The 18778-nt window shown below is 64.1% G+C and carries 17 protein-coding genes and 3 pseudogenes; 11 read left to right on the top strand and 9 right to left on the bottom strand.

Features of this window, described 5'->3' with window-relative positions; genetic code table 11:
• The 6 genes and pseudogenes from FGX59_RS33180 to FGX59_RS33155 form a co-directional block, all read right to left on the bottom strand.
• A pseudogene (locus FGX59_RS33180) lies at window positions 1-255 on the bottom strand (IS6 family transposase); the annotation flags it as partial.
• 119 nt (window positions 256-374) lie between these two features.
• On the bottom strand, window positions 375-1187 hold the full coding sequence (locus tag FGX59_RS33175; protein ID WP_138472507.1) for an ABC transporter permease: 813 nt from the start codon (window positions 1185-1187) through the stop codon (window positions 375-377).
• Window positions 1184-2065, bottom strand: coding sequence for an ABC transporter permease (locus tag FGX59_RS33170; RefSeq protein WP_138472505.1), 882 nt, complete (start codon window positions 2063-2065; stop codon window positions 1184-1186). Before FGX59_RS33170 ends, FGX59_RS33175 begins: the two co-directional genes overlap by 4 nt.
• Window positions 2058-3188, bottom strand: a complete 1131-nt coding sequence (locus tag FGX59_RS33165; RefSeq protein ID WP_171060952.1) for an ABC transporter ATP-binding protein — start codon at window positions 3186-3188, stop codon at window positions 2058-2060. Before FGX59_RS33165 ends, FGX59_RS33170 begins: the two co-directional genes overlap by 8 nt.
• 14 nt (window positions 3189-3202) lie before the next feature.
• A complete protein-coding gene (locus tag FGX59_RS33160; RefSeq protein WP_138472503.1) occupies window positions 3203-4300 on the bottom strand; it encodes a polyamine ABC transporter substrate-binding protein in 1098 nt (365 codons plus the stop codon).
• A 25-nt stretch (window positions 4301-4325) separates the two neighbouring features.
• On the bottom strand, window positions 4326-5492 hold the full coding sequence (locus FGX59_RS33155; protein WP_138472501.1) for a Xaa-Pro peptidase family protein: 1167 nt from the start codon (window positions 5490-5492) through the stop codon (window positions 4326-4328).
• Window positions 5493-6025: 533 nt separating this feature from the next.
• On the opposite strand from FGX59_RS33155, the gene FGX59_RS33150 reads away from it, so the two are divergent.
• From FGX59_RS33150 to FGX59_RS33115, 8 genes are all read left to right on the top strand, one after another.
• Window positions 6026-6694 carry a GntR family transcriptional regulator gene (locus FGX59_RS33150; protein ID WP_138472499.1) on the top strand — a complete coding sequence of 223 codons (669 nt, stop codon included), beginning with the start codon at window positions 6026-6028 and terminating at the stop codon, window positions 6692-6694.
• A 461-nt stretch (window positions 6695-7155) separates the two neighbouring features.
• Entirely contained in the window at window positions 7156-8424 is a 1269-nt protein-coding gene (locus FGX59_RS33145; RefSeq protein WP_138472513.1) for a hydantoinase/carbamoylase family amidase, read from the top strand.
• Window positions 8421-9734, top strand: coding sequence for an NAD(P)-dependent oxidoreductase (locus FGX59_RS33140; RefSeq protein WP_138472498.1), 1314 nt, complete (start codon window positions 8421-8423; stop codon window positions 9732-9734). Before FGX59_RS33145 ends, FGX59_RS33140 begins: the two co-directional genes overlap by 4 nt.
• Window positions 9637-11070 carry an ABC transporter substrate-binding protein gene (locus FGX59_RS33135; RefSeq protein ID WP_171060949.1) on the top strand — a complete coding sequence of 478 codons (1434 nt, stop codon included), beginning with the start codon at window positions 9637-9639 and terminating at the stop codon, window positions 11068-11070. Before FGX59_RS33140 ends, FGX59_RS33135 begins: the two co-directional genes overlap by 98 nt.
• Window positions 11071-11074: 4 nt before the next feature.
• Window positions 11075-12031 (top strand): ABC transporter permease, encoded by a 957-nt coding sequence (locus tag FGX59_RS33130; protein ID WP_138472494.1) that lies wholly within the window; start codon window positions 11075-11077, stop codon window positions 12029-12031.
• Complete coding sequence (locus FGX59_RS33125) at window positions 12028-12855, top strand: ABC transporter permease (protein ID WP_171060948.1); 828 nt, start codon at window positions 12028-12030, stop codon at window positions 12853-12855. The genes FGX59_RS33130 and FGX59_RS33125 overlap by 4 nt, the downstream gene beginning before the upstream one ends.
• Window positions 12848-14665 (top strand): ABC transporter ATP-binding protein, encoded by a 1818-nt coding sequence (locus FGX59_RS33120; RefSeq protein ID WP_138472490.1) that lies wholly within the window; start codon window positions 12848-12850, stop codon window positions 14663-14665. Before FGX59_RS33125 ends, FGX59_RS33120 begins: the two co-directional genes overlap by 8 nt.
• 65 nt (window positions 14666-14730) lie before the next feature.
• A complete protein-coding gene (locus tag FGX59_RS33115) occupies window positions 14731-15336 on the top strand; it encodes an HNH endonuclease family protein (protein WP_138472488.1) in 606 nt (201 codons plus the stop codon).
• Between the two features lie 197 nt (window positions 15337-15533).
• Here FGX59_RS33115 and FGX59_RS33110 read toward each other — a convergent pair whose 3' ends face one another.
• Together FGX59_RS33110 and FGX59_RS33105 are read right to left on the bottom strand one after the other, a co-directional pair.
• The gene (locus tag FGX59_RS33110) at window positions 15534-16469 is read right to left on the bottom strand and encodes a zinc-binding dehydrogenase (protein WP_138472486.1); all 936 of its coding nucleotides are present in this window, start codon (window positions 16467-16469) and stop codon (window positions 15534-15536) included.
• Window positions 16470-16764: 295 nt separating this feature from the next.
• A complete protein-coding gene (locus tag FGX59_RS33105; RefSeq protein WP_138472484.1) occupies window positions 16765-16992 on the bottom strand; it encodes a hypothetical protein in 228 nt (75 codons plus the stop codon).
• Window positions 16993-17074: 82 nt separating this feature from the next.
• Between FGX59_RS33105 and FGX59_RS33100 the strand changes: the two genes are divergently transcribed.
• The 3 genes and pseudogenes from FGX59_RS33100 (at window position 17075) to FGX59_RS33090 (ending at window position 18086) form a co-directional block, all read left to right on the top strand.
• Complete coding sequence (locus FGX59_RS33100) at window positions 17075-17386, top strand: hypothetical protein (RefSeq protein WP_138472482.1); 312 nt, start codon at window positions 17075-17077, stop codon at window positions 17384-17386.
• Between the two features lie 45 nt (window positions 17387-17431).
• Window positions 17432-17728 (top strand): annotated as a pseudogene (locus FGX59_RS39875) (UPF0149 family protein); the annotation flags it as partial.
• Between the two features lies 1 nt (window position 17729).
• Window positions 17730-18086, top strand: a complete 357-nt coding sequence (locus FGX59_RS33090; protein ID WP_370296443.1) for a hypothetical protein — start codon at window positions 17730-17732, stop codon at window positions 18084-18086.
• A 149-nt stretch (window positions 18087-18235) separates the two neighbouring features.
• On the opposite strand, the pseudogene FGX59_RS33085 reads toward FGX59_RS33090, so the two are convergent.
• Window positions 18236-18778, bottom strand: a pseudogene (locus tag FGX59_RS33085) (aldehyde dehydrogenase (NADP(+))); the annotation flags it as partial.

Below are 18778 nucleotides of genomic sequence, written 5' to 3'. Positions count from 1 at the left end.
GACGACCTCATCGAGGTGCCATTTGCTGCGGACGCCGGGCCTATCGCGCTTGATGCAGGAAGCAAAATAGCGCCCAAATCGGTTGACCCATTTGCGGACCGTTTCCCGGCTGACGATCACGCCGCGCTCCGCGAGCAGGTCTTCGACATCCGCCGTGCTCAGTGCGAACCGATGGTATGCCCAGACCGCGTAGGCAATGATCTCGCGGGGGAAGCGATAGCCTTTCAAGCGCGGCAGTGCGAACGGTGCTTTCATGCCGGATGCCTAGCCGACACAGACTTTTCGGACAAGTTGGCAATGCCCACCCCGATATTCCGGGGCTCTGCGGACCGCAGCTTCTCGACCCGCAGAGGCAATTCACTGTGATAGGCGCGCTACCGGCTAGCGGGATTCGAGGCCGCTGCCGCCACGAAACGGCGGATCAACGCGCCGGCGATCATTGCAAGGCTGATCAGCCCCATCAAGAACACGCTCACCACGGCGATGGCAGGAGTCAACTCGTAAGTAACCGAATCGTAAATGCGCACCGGCAGGGTCTCGAGCCCTGGCTTGGTCAGGAAGACGGCGATGAGCAGTTCGTCGAAGGCGATCAGGAAGCTGAGCGCGGCCGCCGAGAGGATCCCGTGCATGGCTATTGGGAGCGTTACCATCCGGAACACCTGTGCCCGCTGCCCGCCGAGGCTGACCGCCGCGCGCAGGATCGTGGGGTCAATGCCCCGAAGGCTTGCTGCCATGATCAAAGTTGCCACCGGCAAGGCCAGCAGCGCCTGCCCGATGGCGATCATGAGCCAGGTCGCATTCGCCGGCATCCACGTCGCCAGAATGTATGTCGAGAAGGCAACGATTACCGTCGGCACCATCATCGGCATCAGCATCAGGATCTCGAGAATAGCTTTGAAGCGCGTCCTCGAATGCACGATCGCATAGGCTGCCAGATACCCTACCGAGGTGGCCAGGAGGGTAGCAACGCTGGTGGTCAGCAGGCTCCAGGAAAAGGCGTTCCGCCATTCCTGTCCCCCTAGAACCTCCCGGTACCAGCGCAGCGACAGCTTGTCTGGCAAGGCACTCATGGTTGCGCTGTCGCCGAAGGAGATGGGCACGAGCGCGATGAGCGGAATGAGGAGCAGCGCCAGCAGCACCCAAGCGTAGCCGGCGAGCCAGGGAGATGAAATTGGTTTCGTGCTCATCCTTGCGGCCTCATCAGTCGGGACAGCCCGAGCCAGCGCGCAGCGGCAGCGTAGGCCATCAGCACGATGGTCAGCATGACGACCGAGATCGCGGCGGCTCCGGGAAGATCATAGAGCGTCACGATGCGTTGCTCGACCATCTGCGCGATCATCTTCTCGCCGGGCCCTCCCATCAGGGCGGGCGTCACGAAGTATCCAAATCCGAGGATCGTGGTGATGATCGCACCAGCCGCCACACCGGGCAGGCTCAGGGGCAAGTAGACGGTCCAGAACACGCGCGCGCGGCTGGCACCCATGCTGCGCGCGGCGTCCAGCAAGGTGCCGTCGATCTTGCGCATTGTCCCGATCAATGACAGCAGCATGTAGGGCAGAAGCACATAGGTCATGCCGATCACCACGCCGGTCTGATTGAACAGAAGCTTGAACGGGGCGCCCGGCACTCCGAGCCAGACCAGCGCGTTGTTGAGAACTCCGTTGCGCCCCAGTAGCACGATGAACACGAAGGTCCGCACGAGCGAGCTGGTCAGGAACGGAAACAGGATCGCGACGCTTGTCAGGCTCGCCTTCCACCCTTCCAGCCGCGACAGGTAGATCGCCGCCGGATAGCCAATGACAATGCAGGCAAGTGTCACTTCCAAAGCGGTGATTGTGGTCTGGAGGAGCACGGGCCGCAGGCTGGACGAGTCGGCCAGTTCGCGGAACTGCGCTAACGAGAACGTGCCGTCGGCGTCGGTCAGGCTGAGCGCCAGAACCTCGAAGAGCGGCGCGAGAAAGGTTGCTCCGAGGAACAGCAGAATGACCGCGACTGAAAGCCATTGCAGGTCCGCAACGGAGCGGCGCGCACGCAAACCGGCAGGGATGGCAGATGCGCTACTCATCCTGGTCCCCCAGTGCGATGAGGTGGATATCGTCGCGGTCCCAGGTGATCTGCGCGGGCATCCCGATGGCCAATTGCGCGTGCGCTGCGCAGGCTACCTGGTGCACGAGAAGCGGCTCCGGAAGTCCGGGCACGTCGATCTCGTAGCGCATCGCCTGGCCGACGAAGGCCGCGTCGCGCACGGTCCCGTACAGGCAGGCGCCATCCTCGGACATGAGCGCGCCTGTCGCGCCCTCGCGCACGGTAAGCGTCTCGGGGCGCAGCAGTGCGGCCTGACGTTCTCCGGTGGCCGCCAAAGTTCCCGTGGGCAGTGCGATCCGAAGCCCGCCGACATCAAGCCAGCCATCGCGAACCATGCCCTTGAGAAGGTTCGAGTCCCCCAGGAACCGCGCAGCGAACAGGCTTCGAGGATGGCGGTAAAGCTCCTGCCCCGGACCGTATTGTTCGATCTGACCGTCGCGCATAAGCGCCACCCGATCGGACATGAGCATGGCTTCGTTCTGGTCGTGGGTGACGTAAATTACCGTGGCCCCGATCTCTTTCTGGAGACGACGCAATTCGAGCTGCAGCTCTTCCTTGAGGCGCACGTCCAGCGCGCCCATCGGTTCGTCCATTAACAGGACCGACGGCTCGAACACCAGGGCCCGCGCCAGCGCGACGCGCTGCTGCTGGCCGCCAGACAGCCGTGCCGGCTTGCGGTCGGCAAGGGCGTCCAGTTGCACCAGCTTGAGAACGTCCGCCACCCGTGTCTCGATCTCGCGCCGCGGCAGTCTGCGAACCTTCAGGGGATATGCTACATTTTCCGCGACCGTCATGTGAGGGAACAAGGCGTAGTTCTGGAATACGATGCCCATGTCGCGCTCGCGGCCGGGAGGGAGTACGGTTACATCCCGCCCCCGGACTGTGATCCGCCCGGAATCGGGTGTCACAAAACCGGCAATCGCCATAAGGGTCGACGTCTTGCCCGAGCCCGACGGACCGAGCAAGGTGACGAACTCCCCGGCATTCACATCGAGGTCGACACCCGCAAGAATGCGGGTGCCTCCAATCGACTTGGATATCGCTTCGAGGTGGACGGACGCGGAATTGCTCACCCGCGTCGCTGCCTCACTGGTCATCGTCATCGGATCTGTCCGTTTCACTGGGACGCCCAGACGTTCCAGGCTTTGGTCACCTCGGCGGTGTTCTCGCCCCACCAGGCGACATTCTGCGTGAAGCCCTTGTCATTCCATTCGGGGTTGGTCGGCAACTTGGCAGCAACCTCGGGCGCGATGAGGTCAAAGGCTTTCTTGTTGGTGGGACCGTAGGGAATTTCGGCGGCGAAGCGCGCCTGAGTTTCGGGCGAGAGCGCGAAGTCAATGAACTTATGCGCATTTTCCAGGTTTGTCGGCTCTTTCAGAATGGCGTATGCGGAAGGAACCTTCATGTGCTCGTTCCACTCGATGGCGTAATCCCCGCCTTCGTCGATCATCGGCTGAATGCGGCCATTGGCGATGGCAAGCAGGTCAACTTCGCCGGTGGACAGCAGATTGGCGGAAATTGCGTCCGTGCCATAGAAGCTGACGATATCTTCGCGGATGCGCGCATAGGCCGCCAGGGCGCGTTCGATGTCGAGCGGATAGAGCTCGTCCATCGGCACGCCGTCAGCGAGGAGCGCGAACTCGAGATCCGGCATGTTCAGTTCGAGACCGGAAATAGCACGCGGCGCTGGGAAGGCCTCGACGTTCCAGAAATCCGCCCAGCTGCTCGGGGCGGCATCCGAAAAGGCCGAGCCCTTGTATCCCAGCAAGCGCGCGTAGACCATGCGCCGCACCATGAGGTCCTGCGCCGAATCTGCGCCGATGTCGTCCTTTGTGAACAGGGTGAAGGCCCTGTAGTCGATGGGTTCCAGCACATCCTGCGCCGCCAATGTCTGGAGCAGGCCCTCGCTGGTGTCGACCACGTCGACGAGCGGCTGGCTGTTCTTGACCGATGCGATCAGCGGAGCCATGTCGCTCGGCGTCTTGACCACCTCGATACCCGTCGCTTCGGTGAAGGGCGCGTAGACGGCCCGCTCCATGGCATCGCCGTACGAGCCGCCCGAGCTGGTCCGGATGATGACCTGGTTCGACTGTGCAAGGGCATTGCCGGGCCGCGTGATGACTGCGGCGGCCGGCAGTGCGGCTGCGGTTGTGGCGAGGAAGCGGCGGCGAGAGATGCCACGCTTGCGGGTCGATTTGGACAGTTCTTGTGTCATTTCATATTTCCCTGTTGCTGGTGGTTTAGTTCTGGCCGGACCGGAACAGACCGCCCCGGGTCAGCTTCACCGGTCCACTGTCTTCCAGCGCAACGGTGCATCCGATGTTCACCGCCCGGCCGTCCGCGAGGTGGCCCACGCAGACGACGTGGAATGCCATTCCGACCTCGAGCGGGTCCTTCACAACCGAGTTCAGCCCGACCTGCCATTGGGCACCCCAAGAGGGCGGAAAACCGATGCCGAGCGAGTAGCCAGAGCGACGCGCCAGCGTCAGCCCGTGGTTTCGCCGGTCGAGCACCGCCATGGCCGCGTCGTTGATCGCGCTGAGCGGTGCGCCGGGCTCGATCGCCGCGACGGCGGCGGCTTGCGCCTCAACCAGCGCCTCGGCCCCGCGCACAACCGCATCATCGGCGTCGCCCACTAGGATGGTACGCATCGAAGGCGCGTGATAGCGCCCCTTCACGCCGGTGATTTCCATGACCACGTGGTCATTCTCGTCGATCCGGTTGCCTTCCCATGTGGCGTGGATGAGGCCGGTCCGCGCGCCGGACATGATGTTCGGCCAGCTGGCGGGATATTCGGAACCGAACGCCACGAGATCGGTCAGCGTCTGAGCGGCAAGATCGTTCTCGCTCGCCCCGGCCCTTACCGCCTCAAACAGATTGTCCGCAACCTTGTCGCCAATCCGCCCTGCCTCTCGGAGCACGGCCAGCTCTGCCGGGGATTTCACCAGGCGAAGGCGGTCGACCATTGTCGACGCGTCCCGCCAGCTGCGCCCGGACACGCCCGCGACGATATCCTTGTACCGTTGCGCGGGCATGGCCCAGCTGCCGAGCTCGAGACCTACCGTTGCGCCGTCGGGAAGCTGCGCATCCAGGAAAGCGCTCGCGCTGGCGATCGGATCTTCGTCATCCTGATAGACGGAATAGCCGGACAGAGCGCCGACGGCCACCGCGTTGCGCGCGTTGACATGCTCCATCTGCCGGGTGAAGACCTGCAGCCCGTTCTGCCTAGTCATCAGCAGGAATTGGAACGTGAAGACCGCCTTGGTTTGATACCCGGAGAGGTAATAGATGTTCTCCGGCGCGCTGACGATGAGAGCATCGAGGGCACTTTCCTCCATGCGGCGCCGGACGGCGTCCTGTCTTGACGCATATTCCCCAAGATCAAAACCGACGAATGCTTCGGACACTTCCGTTCTCCTTTGGCGACGACCTGGGAGCCTCGCACCCCTGCCGCAGCCTTTGTTCTACTGTCGCATCAATCCAATGTCGCGGTGGTATACCAATCGTCAACCATTAGAATTCAAAAACTCGGCGTCGGCCTGACATAAAGCCAGAGCGCCTAAATTTCACGCAGAACAAGCCGACATCCATGGCATAAGCGCGACCTGAGAGAAGGCGCCAGTCGGCGGCGGGGTGCAGCGGCAGGAGATTACCCGGAAGCTCTGGCCCGGCTGCTGGCCACCGAGCGACTGCCCGCGCACGCGCGCGGCCGACAAAGCTTGTTGAAATCGCGATATTTGCAGTGCAATCGTCACAGAATGCTTCCGGGCACGGTGCAAAGCATCGCCCGGCGTAACGGCATGCTAACCAAGACCGGAAAGGCAGAAGCGGCGATTGGGCCGCTCGGCTTAGCCCTCCGCAACATCGTTCTGGTTTTTGGTCTCCAAATGGAATACCAGTTGTCAACCAGAGGATTGCTCCACGGTCTTGAAAGGTCCAAATGTCGGGTAACGAAGAGAGCAGCGGCGCTCAGCGACGCTCGATGATTGCTTACGAAGTACTCCTTCACAAGATTCTCACAGGTGAACTGGCCGCAGGCTCGGTGATCCAGGAGCGGCGTTTGACTGCTGAGATTGGCGTGTCCCGCACGCCGGTGCGCGATGCCTTGATCATGCTTGAAAACGAGGGGCTTCTAGTCCGAAGCGCACCCCGCACGCTGCAAGTCAAGCATATGGATACACGGGATTATCTCGACAACATCCAGATCCGCCAGATGCTCGAACCAGAGGCGGCGCGCCTCGCGGCCACGCGTCTCGACCTGGCTGATATCGAGGCGATCGGGATCCGCATCCGGGCCCTGATCGACGCTCCGGGAGAACCTGCGCGCACGGAGCTACGCGCCACAGATGAGGCGCTGCATAAAATGATCGCAATGGGATCCGGCAATCCCCAGATTTGGCGCATCATTCAGGGACTGCGCCTGCAGACGCAGATCTTTGACCTTAAGAGTCTGCCAAACCGTCGCGCCGCCACATTTGAAGAGCACTTGCGCATCCTCGAAGCGCTGAAGGCGCGCGACCCCGAGGCGGCCCGGGCCGCGACGAACACCCACTTGGCGAATGTCCGTCAGAGCATTCTCGACCACCTGACAGGTGCCAGCCAGCGCTGAGCCAGCGCCTCACATAAGCAAACGCCGCGGGCCCGAACCGCGTTTCCCACGTGCGGCGCACAGTGCGATCGCTCATCGCGCGGCGTGCCGGACGTCGCGTGCTCGGCAGCCCCCTGCCCTGACCGTCTGACAAGACTATCATTCACAGCGCCCCTCGGATCCGCCCTGCGGCCTTGCGCTAGCGAGCCGACCGCCGGGCGTCGCTCACATCGCCCTTCGCAGCTTGCGAAAGCAGCGGCAGCGGCAGCGGCAGCGGCAGCGGCGAACGGAAAATCTGCAATATCCTATGCATCAAGCGCAGGAGCACGCGCAAAGGGGCTCCTGCTTTACTTTTTAGGTCTTGCCATGCCGTCGTGTGTGCTATTGGTTGATGTCTGGTATACCAGTTCTAGACCATGACGCAGACCTGCAGGTCTCAAGCACATGCCCAAACCAGGAGAGCCCAAGTGTCCCAGTCCGGAATGACCGACCTTCCCAAACGCCCGGACCTGCAGGTTGCACAGGCATTTCTGGCAGAACTGGCAAAAATCAGAGATGTGGACGGTGGGGTAAGGCGCGATTCCTACGGTGAGGGCGAGAACCGCGCTCACAGGATATTCCGTGAGACCGCTGTGTCGCTCGGAGCCACCTGGCGTCAGGATGCGGCCTGCAACAGCTACGCGCGGATTGAAGGACAGGACCCGTCGCGCCAGCTTATTATCGGCTCGCATCTCGACTCTGTGCCAACAGGCGGCAATTTCGACGGCGCCGCCGGCGTTGCGCTCGGTCTGGCGGTGCTCGGCGGTTTCATCGCGTCGGACACGCGCCCTCCCGTCTCGATCACCGTGATGGCGATCCGTGCAGAAGAAAGCACTTGGTTCAACGCGTCCTACATCGGCAGCCGGGCCGCGCTGGGTGTTCTCGCGCCCGAAGAGCTGACTCAGGTCGTGCGCGCGGACAGTGGACAATCTCTCGGCGACGCCATCGTCGAAAGCGGCGGGACCCTTGCGCCGTTGGTGCGCCGTGCACCTCAGATCGATCTCGGCAGCATCACCGGGTTCATCGAACCCCATATCGAACAAGGCCCCGCCCTCATTGCCGAAAACATGCCCGTCGCGGCAGTGACAGGCATTCGTGGCAGCTTTCGGTATCGCTCTGCGCGCTGCTTGGGCGCTTACGCGCACTCCGGGGCGACGCCGCGCGACGTCCGCCAGGATTCAATCGCCGCGACCGCCCGGCTCGTCGCCACGATGGACGAGCTTTGGGAACACCTCGAAAACGAGGGGCATGACCTCACGGTGACCTTCGGGCGCTTCGAGAGCGACCCGCGTCACCATGCATTCAGCAAGGTCGCGGGCGAGGCAAGCTTCTGTCTCGATGTCCGCAGCGCCTCGGACGACACGCTCGAGCGCGTCCACGCAGATTTGCTCCGGCTCGTGTCCGAGATCGAGAGCAGCCATAGGGTGCGGTTCGACCTCGGCGAGCGAACCGGAAGCGATCCGGCCGTGCTCTCCACCGAATTGGTACAAGGTCTAACGGAGGCAGCGCGAGCGAGCGGCGCCCCCTGTCACCTCATGGCAAGCGGTGCGGGGCACGATGCCGCCGCCTTCTGTGCTGCCGCCGTGCCCTCGGCAATGCTGTTCATCCGCAACCGTAACGGCAGCCACAATCCTGACGAGCACATGTCCGAAGCCGACTTCAATATTGCAGCCGAAGTGCTTCTGGCCTTTTGCAAGAGACATCACGGATGACCTGCTGCCTGATCTTTCAGCCTATAGCGGAACGGGCAATGGACCGCGTGCACGCCGCGGATGTCACCGTCATTTCGGCCGAGGCCGCGTCCCGCATGCCCGACGCCGTGCCCGGGCTTCTTGCCGACATTGACGTGGTGATCACGCGCAATCTGGGATTTCGCGGCGGGTGGATGGAACTTGCTTCGAACTTGAAGGTGATTGGCGCCCATGGCGGTGGAACCAGCGCTGTCGATCGCGTCCATGCCACCGAATTAGGCATTCAAGTCGTTGACACGCCCGAAGCGAATGCCGACACGGTGGCGGAACAGACGTTTGCCCTGCTGCGCGGGATGACGAAATTGGTGTCCGGCGCCGATGCGGCCCTGCGTCCTAGCGACTACGACTTTCGGCAGCGGACGGGAGCGACCGATCTCGCGGGCCGCAGGCTCGGACTTCGGGGAAGCGGACAAATGGCCCGCCGGGCCGTCCGGGTGGGTGTCGTCTTCGACATGGAGTTCGGCGTCTTTTCCCACCAAGCGATGCTCCCGGAACTGACGGAGCTCGATGTGGTGGAGCTTCCCGATCTTGCGGCGCTCTGCGATTGGGCCGGCGTGCTATCGCTCCACGTCACTTCACGGCGCAAAGGTACCCACACTAACGCGGCGCTGCCGTCGCGGCTCGGGCCTGAAGGCATCCTTGCCAACAGAGTGCGCGAGGTGCTCGTCAACGACGAGTCGCTCGCCACCCCTCTGGAGTCTGTCACCATCGCCGGCGCCGCGATCGACACCTTCCAGCAGGAGCCGCAGTCTCGCGATACGCCCTTGCTTACGAGCCCCGACACCGTAGTGGCCGCGCATGTGTGCGGCGGCTCACAAGGTGCATTCCTGGCGAACGGCACGGCAGTCGTTTCAGCAATGCTCGCCGTGCTCGAGCCGCGTGCAGCAGATAATCTCTGCAACCCCAAGGCCATCAACCGGGCCGGAGTGCCTTCCGAACACGCCCCCCCGACAAACTCAGAAAGAGCGGGACAAACCTGCCCTCTTCCCCGTCCGGCACGTCCGGCCTTTTCACCGACAGGAAAACCAGATGACAAAGCCAAATTCCACGTACCGCCCCCAGGCGCTCTCGCGCCGCAGCCTCCTCAGGACCTCTGCCGCCGCCGCCGGGGGGCTTGCATTCGGCCTGCCCTCCGTCGCCCGCGCGGCCGGGACAAGCACGCTGATTGTCTCGATGGCCGGCGACATGCCCTCTCTCGACCCGATGGTCCGCTTCACCGCGAACAGCTGGCGGGTATCACCGAACCTCTACAACGGGCTGACCCGATTTGATGCCGACGGCACGGTGCAACCCGACCTCGCGACAAGCTGGGAAGCGGATGCCGAGACGCAGAGCTGGACCTTCACCCTGCGCGAGGGCGTGCTCTTCCACGATGGGGAGGCCTTCACCTCGGCCGACGTCAAGGCCACCTTCGACAAGATGCTCGATCCCGAGACCTCGGCACCTTACCGAGCCGAAATGGGGCCGATCACCTCGGTCGACGCGCCGGACGAATTGACGGTGATCTTCCACCTTTCCGCACCCTTCGCGGATCTGCCCAGCACTCTGGCCACTTCGACCGCCAAGATCATCTCGGCTCGCGGCATCGCGGATTTCGAGAACATCACTGTCAAACCTTACGGCACCGGCCCGTTCCGTCTGGTCTCCTTCACGCCGAACGACCGGCTCGAACTGGAGGCGAACCCCGACTATTTCGATGGTCGTCCGGAACTTGACCGCATCCTCATTCGCCTGCTTCCCGACACCACCGCGCAGATCACCGCGCTTCGCAATAAGGAAGTCGACGCAATCGCCGACCTTGACGGCAGCACCGCAATTGATCTTGCCAGCTACGAAGGGGTCGAGGTCCAGGAGGTGCCCGGCGGCAACTTCAACAACCTTGTGCTGCTGGCCGACCGCCCGCCTTTCAGCGACAACCGTGTACGCGAGGCCCTGAAACTCTGCATTGATCGAGAAGCGCTTGCCGACGTGCTGACCGAGAGCGCCGGTGTCGTCGCCAACGACCACCCGGTCTCCGAGGTCTACAGGTACTTCGACGCGGACCTGCCGATGCGCACGCCAGACCTCGAGAAGGCCAAGGCCCTGCTCGTCGAAGCGGGATACCCCGACGGCTTCGAGCACAAGATCGTCGTTGGCGCCAACCCGCCCGCGCGCGAGAAGCTGGCGGTCCTGGTGCAGGCCATGGCCCAGCAGATCGGCATTAATTTCACGATCGAGAAGATGGACAACTCGCGCTTCCTCAGCACCGTCTGGAACAAGGGAACGGAAAGCTACGTCGGCAACTACGTGACCCGGCCGACCGCGGACCTTATCCTGACCAAGCTCTACCACGCCGAACTTGGCATCGATGAAGGCCGTTGGGCCACACCGGAATCCAACGCGATCCTCGAGGAGGCCCGCGCCACGACCGACGAGGCCAAGCGCTCTGAGCTCTACGCGCAGTTCCAGGAGATGGCCAAGAACGACGGCCCCTTCATCATCTCGGCATTCTACAACAATCTCGCCGCAAACAATGACTACGTGATCGGCTTCCCGGTTCACCGGATCGGTCTCGACATGCCGCTGGCCAAGGTGACGCTCGCGGACGGCGCACCGAGCCGGGGGTAAGATCATGCCGGTTCGCTTCTTCCTGCGCCGGGTCGCTTTCGGCGTGACCAGCCTTCTTGTGCTGACTGTGGTGATTTTCCTGTGCACTCAGCTGCTTCCGGGTGATGCCGCCACCGTGCTTCTGGGGGACACCGCCACGGATCAGGCGCTTGAGGAAGTGCGGCGCCAACTCGGACTGGACCGGCCCCTGCCGGTCCAGTACCTCAGCTGGCTGGGGAATGCGCTGCAGGGCGACTTCGGCCGCTCGATGGCGCTGAACCAGTCCGTCTCCGCGCTGGTCTGGCCGCCATTCCTGGCCTCGCTGCAACTTGCGGGCATCGCTTTCGTTTCGGTTGCCGTTCTCGGCATCGCGATGGGGGTTGCGGCCGCGCTCGCCCACGGCAGGAAGACTGATTGGGCAGTCCTGACGGTGGCCTATGGCGGCATTTCGGTGCCAGAATTCGTCCTCGGGCCGCTGCTGATCCTCATCTTCGCATCGCCCCCGCTGCAATTGCTGCCGTCCAGCGGTGCCGTGTCCTTCTCGGAGGGACCCGGGGACTGGCTACGCCACATGATCCTGCCGACCGCTACGCTTTGCGCCGTCCTCATCGCCCATGTCGTGCGCCAGACCCGGTCCGGCGTCCTGGCCGTCAGCCAGTCGGAGTATATCCGCGCCGCCCGCCTGCACGGACTGCCGCCAGGCCGCGTCACGCTGCGCTACATCCTGCCGAACGCGCTGACCACCGCCGTTGCCGTGCTTGCGCTCGACATCGGCTATCTCATGGGCAGCGTGGTCGTTGTCGAACAGATCTTTGCCTATCCAGGCCTGGGACGCCTCATGCTCTTCTCGATATCCAGCCGCGACCTGCAGCTCGTGCAGGCCTGCACCCTGTTGATCGGCACGATCTACATCTTCGCAAACCTTGTGGCCGACCTTGTCCAGGGATGGTTGGATCCGCGCATCGCGGAGCGCCAGGCATGACCGTCCTGCGTTTCGATCCCCGCCTCGCAACCGGGCTGATCCTGCTTGTCCCGCCGGTGATGCTGGCTCTGCTCGGCCTCCTGTGGCTGCCGCATGACCCCAATGCGATGGATCTCGCCCACCGTTATGCCGCGCCAAGTGGCCCGCATCCCTTGGGCACAGACCTTTACGGCCGCGACGTACTGAGCCGGGTCATGGCCGGTGGCTGGAGAAGCCTTGCAATGGGGATCGGCGGACCGGCACTGGCGCTCGTCGTGGCCGTGCCGCTCTCGCTGCTTGCGGCACTGAAGGGCGGCTGGTTCGAGCAGGCTTTGCTGCGCCTCAATGATGCCGTCCTCTCGATCCCGACGCTCATCTTGACGCTGCTCATCATCGTGGGACTCGGTGCCAGCCTGATGAATGCGGTCATCGCCATCGCCGTTGCCATCATGCCCAAGTTCCTTCGCATCGCCCATGCCGCCGCGACGCGCGTAGCGATCGAGGAATTCGTGGCCGCCGCCCGCATCCGCGGTGAACGGACGAGCTACGTCATGTTCCGCGAAATGCTGCCCAACATCATGCCTCCGGTCATCGTCGAGGGCAGTATCTTCATCGGCTTCTCGATCACTGCCGGGGCCACGCTCAGCTATCTCGGGCTCGGCACTCAGCCACCAGCGGCCGATTGGGGCGTGATGATCAAGCAAAGCTGGGACAGCGTCCGCAGTTCGGTCTGGCCGATCATTGGAGCCGCACTTCCGATCGTCATGGTAATCCTCGGCGTGAACCTTGCGGGGGACAGCCTTCAGGACCGTGCGGGCATTTCCAAGGAGAAGGCACATGTCTGATCCGCTGCTCGATGTCCAGGACATTTCGGTCTCCTTCCGCACCCCGCGGGGACTGCATACGGCGCTTCGCAATCTCTCGCTCTCGATCCACCGCGGCGAGACCGTGACCCTGATGGGCGAGAGCGGCTCGGCGAAGAGTACAGCGCTCTTTACGCTGGCCCAGGGCCTTGCGGCGAATGCCCAGATCACCTCGGGAAAGGTCCTTTTCGAAGGACGCGACCTGCTCGAGCTGCCCGCCAGCGAGATGCGGGAAATCCGCGGCCGCCGCATCGCCATGGTGTTCCAGGATCCCACGGCGGCGCTGAACCCGACGATGACCATCGGTGATCAACTCCTCGACGTGGTGCAACGCCATCTCAGGCTATCGGGACCGGCTGCGAGAAGGGCCGAGGCGCTGGACCTGCTGCAACTGATGCAATTCCCTGATCCGGGCCGCGTCTTCTCGAGCTATCCGCACAACCTCAGTGGCGGGATGCGGCAGCGCGCGTCGATTGCGCTGGCGCTGGCCGGCCAGCCCGACCTTCTTCTGCTCGACGAGCCCACGACAGGTCTGGATGCGCTGGTGCAGGACGCTCTGCTCCGCATCCTCAAGGAGCTCCAGGCCAAGCGTGGCTTCGCGATGCTCTTCGTGACCCATGACTTCACCGTGGTGAACGCAGTCTCTGACCGCATCTGCGTCCTCTACTCGGGCGAGCAGGTGGAAACCGGTCCGCTGGCTGCCCTCTGCGACATTCCTGGCCACCCCTACACGTCCGGGCTGCTAGCCGCGGTGCCGCATCTCGGAACCGCAGGACTGCCGCGGCCGATCCCCGGTCAGGTTGATCGGAGCCCCGAACGGTTCTCGCGCTGCGTCTTCTGCACTCGCTGCCCGATGGTGCAGGACCGCTGCCGGTCCGAGCGCCCGGACCTGCGCAAAGTCGGCAGTCGCGAGGTCCGCTGCCATTTCACCGATACCGAGATGCTTCGTGTCCCCCGCCCCGCCGAGCACAAGACCCTCCGAAAGCCGGATGGCTCGGCAGCCCCCCTGATCTCCGCCCGGGGCCTTGCCGTTCGATACGATCGTCCGGGGATGTTCCGCAGTCGGGCGTCCAAGAGCTTCCTTGCGGTCCGGGGCGTCGACTTCGACATCTATCCCGGAGAGACCCTGGCAATTGTCGGCGAGAGCGGATCGGGCAAGTCGTCGATCGCGCGAAGCCTCATGCGTCTGTCCCAATACACCAGCGGCACGCTGAGCTGGGAAGGAAAGGAGGTCGGCCCCCTCGGCGGCGGCGATCTCCAGCGGTTTCGCAGCCGAGTCCAGATGGTTTTCCAGAACCCGGCAAGCTCGCTGAACCCCTATCATAATATCGGCGAGCTGGTCTCGCGCCCGCTCGTCTGCCAGGGGCTGCAGCGCTCCGAAGCTCTCGAGCGGACCAAGCGGATGCTGGACGCCGTATCCTTGTCTTCCGAACACTTCCTGCATCGGCGTCCAGCTGATCTTAGCGGTGGCGAAAAGCAGCGGGTCGCCCTGGCCCGGGCCTTCGTCTCGCGCCCTGATCTCGTTGTCCTCGACGAGCCAACCACGGCCCTGGACGTCTCGATCCAGGCGCAAATCCTCGGATTGCTGGCCGAGCTGCAGCACGAAACCAACTGCGCCTACCTGTTAATCTCTCATGACCTCGCTCTCGTCGAGGCGATGAGCGATCGCATTGTCGTCATGCGTTGCGGCGCGTTCGTCGAGACGGGGCCGCCAGCCGACATAATCGCCAATCCCAAGGATGACTACACGAGGGAGCTGCTGCGCGCAGGAGGCGCTGTCCGCTTAGCGTAGGATCCTGCACTCCACGGCATCAGACCCCATAGGGGCCGAAACCACCTGCTCCGGAGACGATCTACATGCGCTGGCTCCCGGCCGTCCTGACCACGCTCACCCTGCTTTCCGCCTGCGAGGCGCCGCAACTGACTGCCCCGGATGCCGCCTACACCCCGTATCCCGGAAGCGCCCAGTTCGCCGACTGGTCCGGCGCTGACGACGGATGCGGCAACAAGCGGGCCGAGATCCTTCGCACGTCATCCACTGTGCCGGTAACATATGACCGCGAGGGCAGCCGCTGCACCGTGGACACCGGGCGCTGGCTCGACCCCTATACGGGCCGGACCTATACGGATAACGACGACATCGACATCGACATCGACATCGACCACGTCATTCCGAAGAAATGGGCGTGGGAACACGGGGCCTGGCGCTGGTCGCCCGAGATGCGGAGCCGCTTCGCGAATGACAACCAGAACTTGCTGGCCGTCGAGGATTCCGCGAACCAGAGCAAGGGCGACCGGGGTCCCGACGAATGGATGCCGCCCCAGACCTCCTACGGCTGCGAATACATCCGCCTCTTCGTCACGCTGGCGGACAAGTACGGCCTGCAGATGGCCGCGGCGGAAGCCAGGGAGTACGACAGGATCGAGGAGGAGAGCTGCCGCGACAGCGACCGCCTGGGCTGATTGCGGCCCGGTACCAGGAGACCCTTCCAGACGCCGGCACGTCGGCGGCGCCCGGGGAGGCCTCCGCGCCGGACATGGCCGGGTTCAATCGCGGCGGAGACTTTGCGGCCTGGCTGGAGCTCCTGCCGCACCAGCATTCCATGCCGCCGCTGCCATTGGGGTCCGTTGCCGGGCAGCCCCCGCGAACCTGCGTGGCGTCAGTAGACGCAGACGAGACGCCCGTCGACCTCGCCCTTTGCGAGCCGCTCGAGGCCCGCGGGGATTTCCTCCCAGGAAATCGTTTCGAGCTTGGGCACCAGCTTGCCCTGTGCCATCCAGTCGAGGACCGTGGCAATGTCTTCCTTGCTGCCCCCGTTGCTGCCGCGCAGGTCCACCTTCTTGATGATCATGGGGTAGGTGTTGATGACCGCTTCCAGCTTGCCCATGCCGACCAGCACCACGCGGCCGCCGGGCGCCACGGCCTCGATCGCACCGGCGGTCGTGGTGCCGAAACCGGCGAAATCGACGATCAGGCTGAGCCCCTCGTCCGTCAGCTCGGTCACGTCCTTCACGACCTTTTTCGCACCGAGGCTCCGGGCGTAATCCCAGTTCTCTTCCTTGATCTCGGCGACGTAGAGCTCGGCCCCGTTCAGCACCACCAGCTGGGCAGCGAACTGGCCGAGGCCGCCCAGCCCCACGATGCCCACCTTCTCTCCCGGCTGGATCCCGCCCCGCACAAGGGCGCCCTGCGACGTCATTCCGGCGTCGGTGGCCGCGGCCGCGCGTTCGATGGGCATGCCCTCGGGAACGGGAACGAGCGCGTCCTCGGTCGTCACGATCTTCTCGCCGAAGCCGCCGTCGATGGCGAAGCCCGGGGTCTCCAGCATCGGCCAGATTGCCACGCGGTCGCCCACCTTGAAATTCTTCACGTCCGGCCCGATCTCCTCGATCTCGCCGGCCACTTCGTGACCCATGGTGATTGGCAGCCGGGCGATATTGGCCAGCCACTTTTCGTCCTCGAGCACGCCCACGTCGGTATGGCACAGCCCGGCTGCCTTGACCGCGATCTTGACGCGGTTGCCGCTGGCCACCGGTTCGGGTTTCTCCACGGCGACGAGGGGATCGTGCGTGCCAGTGAAACTCCAGGCTTTCATGTGAGGCTCCTTTCCGGACATCCGGTTCGGCGGCAGGCGCCGCCTGGCCGAGCGTAAAACGCTTCCGCCGGGATGCAAGTGCTGCGGGGGACCGGCGGCCATGCGCCTCGAGAAACCCTTCCCTGGCATGCATCTTGCGGAACCGCTCCCGCCTCGCGGCGGAGTTGTCACGTTAACATGGGGCCACCGCTCGAGGGTCTCCCAGACCGGCTGAGACGATGCCGCCCGCCGATCTCCAGGCATCGATGGCTTCCATCCGGTGGTAGCGGATGGCCAGCGCATTTCGGCGGCATGATCAACAGGCAAGCTTAGAGCCGCCGAAAATGTGTCTGGAAACCGGGGACCACCTGAGCTGCATTCCGAGCCAGGCCGCCCAGTCGAGGCCCCGCACCGCCATTGCCAGCTGCACCAGGAGCACGACAAAGCCCCAGAACACGGCGACAGCGAGAAGCCTGAGGAACGGGCTGCCGCCGCTGGAAGTCTGGCCAAGCGGGACGGGCCTGTCGCGGTCATGCGGCTGCATGGAAGCCTCCTGTCGCTGTCGACTCCGCGCCCGGCGATGTGCTCCAATACCGTAGACTGAGTCTGATTTCCTAGATGAACTTGTGCTGACGTTTCTTGTTTTCTTGACCGCGATGGTGCTGATCGTCTGTTCGTCCGGGATGCTGTCCGTGGTGATTGGACCCAAGGCTTGGTTCATCGGCGGTGTTGCGGCATTGGCATTTGCGGGTTGGGTCGCGACGCACGTCGGCATCGCCCCCTTGGCCGTTATTGCCGGACTGATTTTCCTCGCGCCCTCCGTGTTCCTTGCGGCAATTGCAATCGTCTACAACGCCAGGAACCGGAAGCTCCCGCCCCAGGAACACAAGACGTTCGGCGAAGTGGCGAAGGCTGCCCTGCGGCAAGCCATGCTGTAGCCAGTCCCCCATTCGCGGACATGCGTCGGGTGAGTTCTAACCCGGTTGCGACACCGGTTCGGGTTCAGATTAGCCTTCGACTTCCTCCGTGCGCAGCGCCCCAGTCCGCCCGCCACCGATCCGCAGACCCTAGATGGATACCTCACCGCGCTCAACATCGGCCCGCGCTTCATCGATCCCCACCAGTGGATCCCGTCCTTCGTCGGCGAGGGCGCGTTGATGGCGCCCGAACACACGACCGAAGCCAAGGCACTCCAATCCCCGGTCGCGGCCTACAACGCCATCTCCTCAGGGCTTGGAGACACGCCCGGCACTTGGCGCCCCCGGCTGGCGGCGCACGGCGATGCGGCCGCTGCGCCCCACCTGTGGGCAGCTGGCTACCTGCTCGCAACGAAGTTCGCGCCAAGGCTCTGCAAGCCCGGGCTGCAAGGAGGAGAAGCGCGAGGTTGCGCCCGGCCTCGGCCACCGGTCGCACAAGGGCCTCAACGACCGGGCCGAGTACTGCCATCTGCCATTCCGGAAGCGGGAGCGCACCATGCAGGGGTACCGATCACCCGGCGCCCTGCAACGTTTCGTCTCCATCCACTCCGCCATCCGCAACAGCTTCTCCGTCCCCGCCCGCCGCCGGAATGCCCTGGCGATCCGCTACCACCGGATGGAAGCCTTCGATGCCTGGAAATCGGCAGCCGACATCGCCTGAACCGATCTGCGAATCACTCGTGTCAACGCGCACGGTTTAACGTGACAAATCCATTGACAGATATAGGAGCTTCAATGCCTTCGGGACCGCCAGGAGTGTCTGTGAAACGATGAAAAGGGTTCGGTGCGCCCCTTGGGGGCGCTCCAAGTTCAAGCGAGGTCTTCGGGCAGGACCGAGGACGGGATGTTCTGGAAGCAGACCGGGCGCAGGAAGCGGCGGATCGAGAGGGTGCCGACGGAGGTCGCGCCGAAATTGGTCGAGGCCGGATAGGGCCCGCCGTGGACCATCGCGTCGCTGACCTCGACCCCGGTGGGGAAGTTGTTGGCCATCACGCGGCCCGCCTTGCGCTCCAGCACCGGCAGGAGCTGCCGCGCCAGGGCCGCGTCGCCCTCGTCCATGTGCAGCGTCGCCGTCAGCTGGCCCTCGAAGCCCTTCGCCAGCACCACCATCTGCTCCGCCGTGTCGGTGCGGATCACGAGGCCGAGCGGGCCGAAGACCTCCTCGCCCAGGGCGTGGTCCTGCAGGTACGAGTCCGCATCGGTCTCGTAGAGGTTCGGCGAGGCCTCGCGCCCCGCGCTTTCGGTCTCGAGCACCGGCGTGACCGCGTTGCGGCCCTGGAACCGCGCCTTGCCCGCCTGGTAGGCCGAGGCGATCCCGCCCGTCAGCATCACCTGCGGCGCGACCTTGGCCAG

It is taken from the genome of Poseidonocella sp. HB161398 (assembly GCF_005870025.1).
Lineage (GTDB): Bacteria > Pseudomonadota > Alphaproteobacteria > Rhodobacterales > Rhodobacteraceae > Mangrovicoccus.
The sequence above is the reverse complement of the archived record's forward strand: the minus strand, read 5'-3'. Positions and strand labels throughout refer to the sequence as shown.

Coding starts and splice junctions, on each gene's coding strand:
- FGX59_RS33165 (WP_171060952.1), bottom strand. CDS start 3,188: ATGACGATGACCAGTGAGGCAGCGACGCGGGTGAGCAATTCCGCGTCC.
- FGX59_RS33145 (WP_138472513.1), top strand. CDS start 7,156: ATGACCGACCTTCCCAAACGCCCGGACCTGCAGGTTGCACAGGCATTT.
- FGX59_RS33090 (WP_370296443.1), top strand. CDS start 17,730: ATGCGGCCGCTGCGCCCCACCTGTGGGCAGCTGGCTACCTGCTCGCAA.
- FGX59_RS33125 (WP_171060948.1), top strand. CDS start 12,028: ATGACCGTCCTGCGTTTCGATCCCCGCCTCGCAACCGGGCTGATCCTG.
- FGX59_RS33105 (WP_138472484.1), bottom strand. CDS start 16,992: ATGCAGCCGCATGACCGCGACAGGCCCGTCCCGCTTGGCCAGACTTCC.
- FGX59_RS33160 (WP_138472503.1), bottom strand. CDS start 4,300: ATGACACAAGAACTGTCCAAATCGACCCGCAAGCGTGGCATCTCTCGC.
- FGX59_RS33170 (WP_138472505.1), bottom strand. CDS start 2,065: ATGAGTAGCGCATCTGCCATCCCTGCCGGTTTGCGTGCGCGCCGCTCC.
- FGX59_RS33175 (WP_138472507.1), bottom strand. CDS start 1,187: ATGAGCACGAAACCAATTTCATCTCCCTGGCTCGCCGGCTACGCTTGG.
- FGX59_RS33150 (WP_138472499.1), top strand. CDS start 6,026: ATGTCGGGTAACGAAGAGAGCAGCGGCGCTCAGCGACGCTCGATGATT.
- FGX59_RS33140 (WP_138472498.1), top strand. CDS start 8,421: ATGACCTGCTGCCTGATCTTTCAGCCTATAGCGGAACGGGCAATGGAC.
- FGX59_RS33110 (WP_138472486.1), bottom strand. CDS start 16,469: ATGAAAGCCTGGAGTTTCACTGGCACGCACGATCCCCTCGTCGCCGTG.
- FGX59_RS33120 (WP_138472490.1), top strand. CDS start 12,848: ATGTCTGATCCGCTGCTCGATGTCCAGGACATTTCGGTCTCCTTCCGC.
- FGX59_RS33135 (WP_171060949.1), top strand. CDS start 9,637: ATGGCCGGCGACATGCCCTCTCTCGACCCGATGGTCCGCTTCACCGCG.
- FGX59_RS33130 (WP_138472494.1), top strand. CDS start 11,075: ATGCCGGTTCGCTTCTTCCTGCGCCGGGTCGCTTTCGGCGTGACCAGC.
- FGX59_RS33115 (WP_138472488.1), top strand. CDS start 14,731: ATGCGCTGGCTCCCGGCCGTCCTGACCACGCTCACCCTGCTTTCCGCC.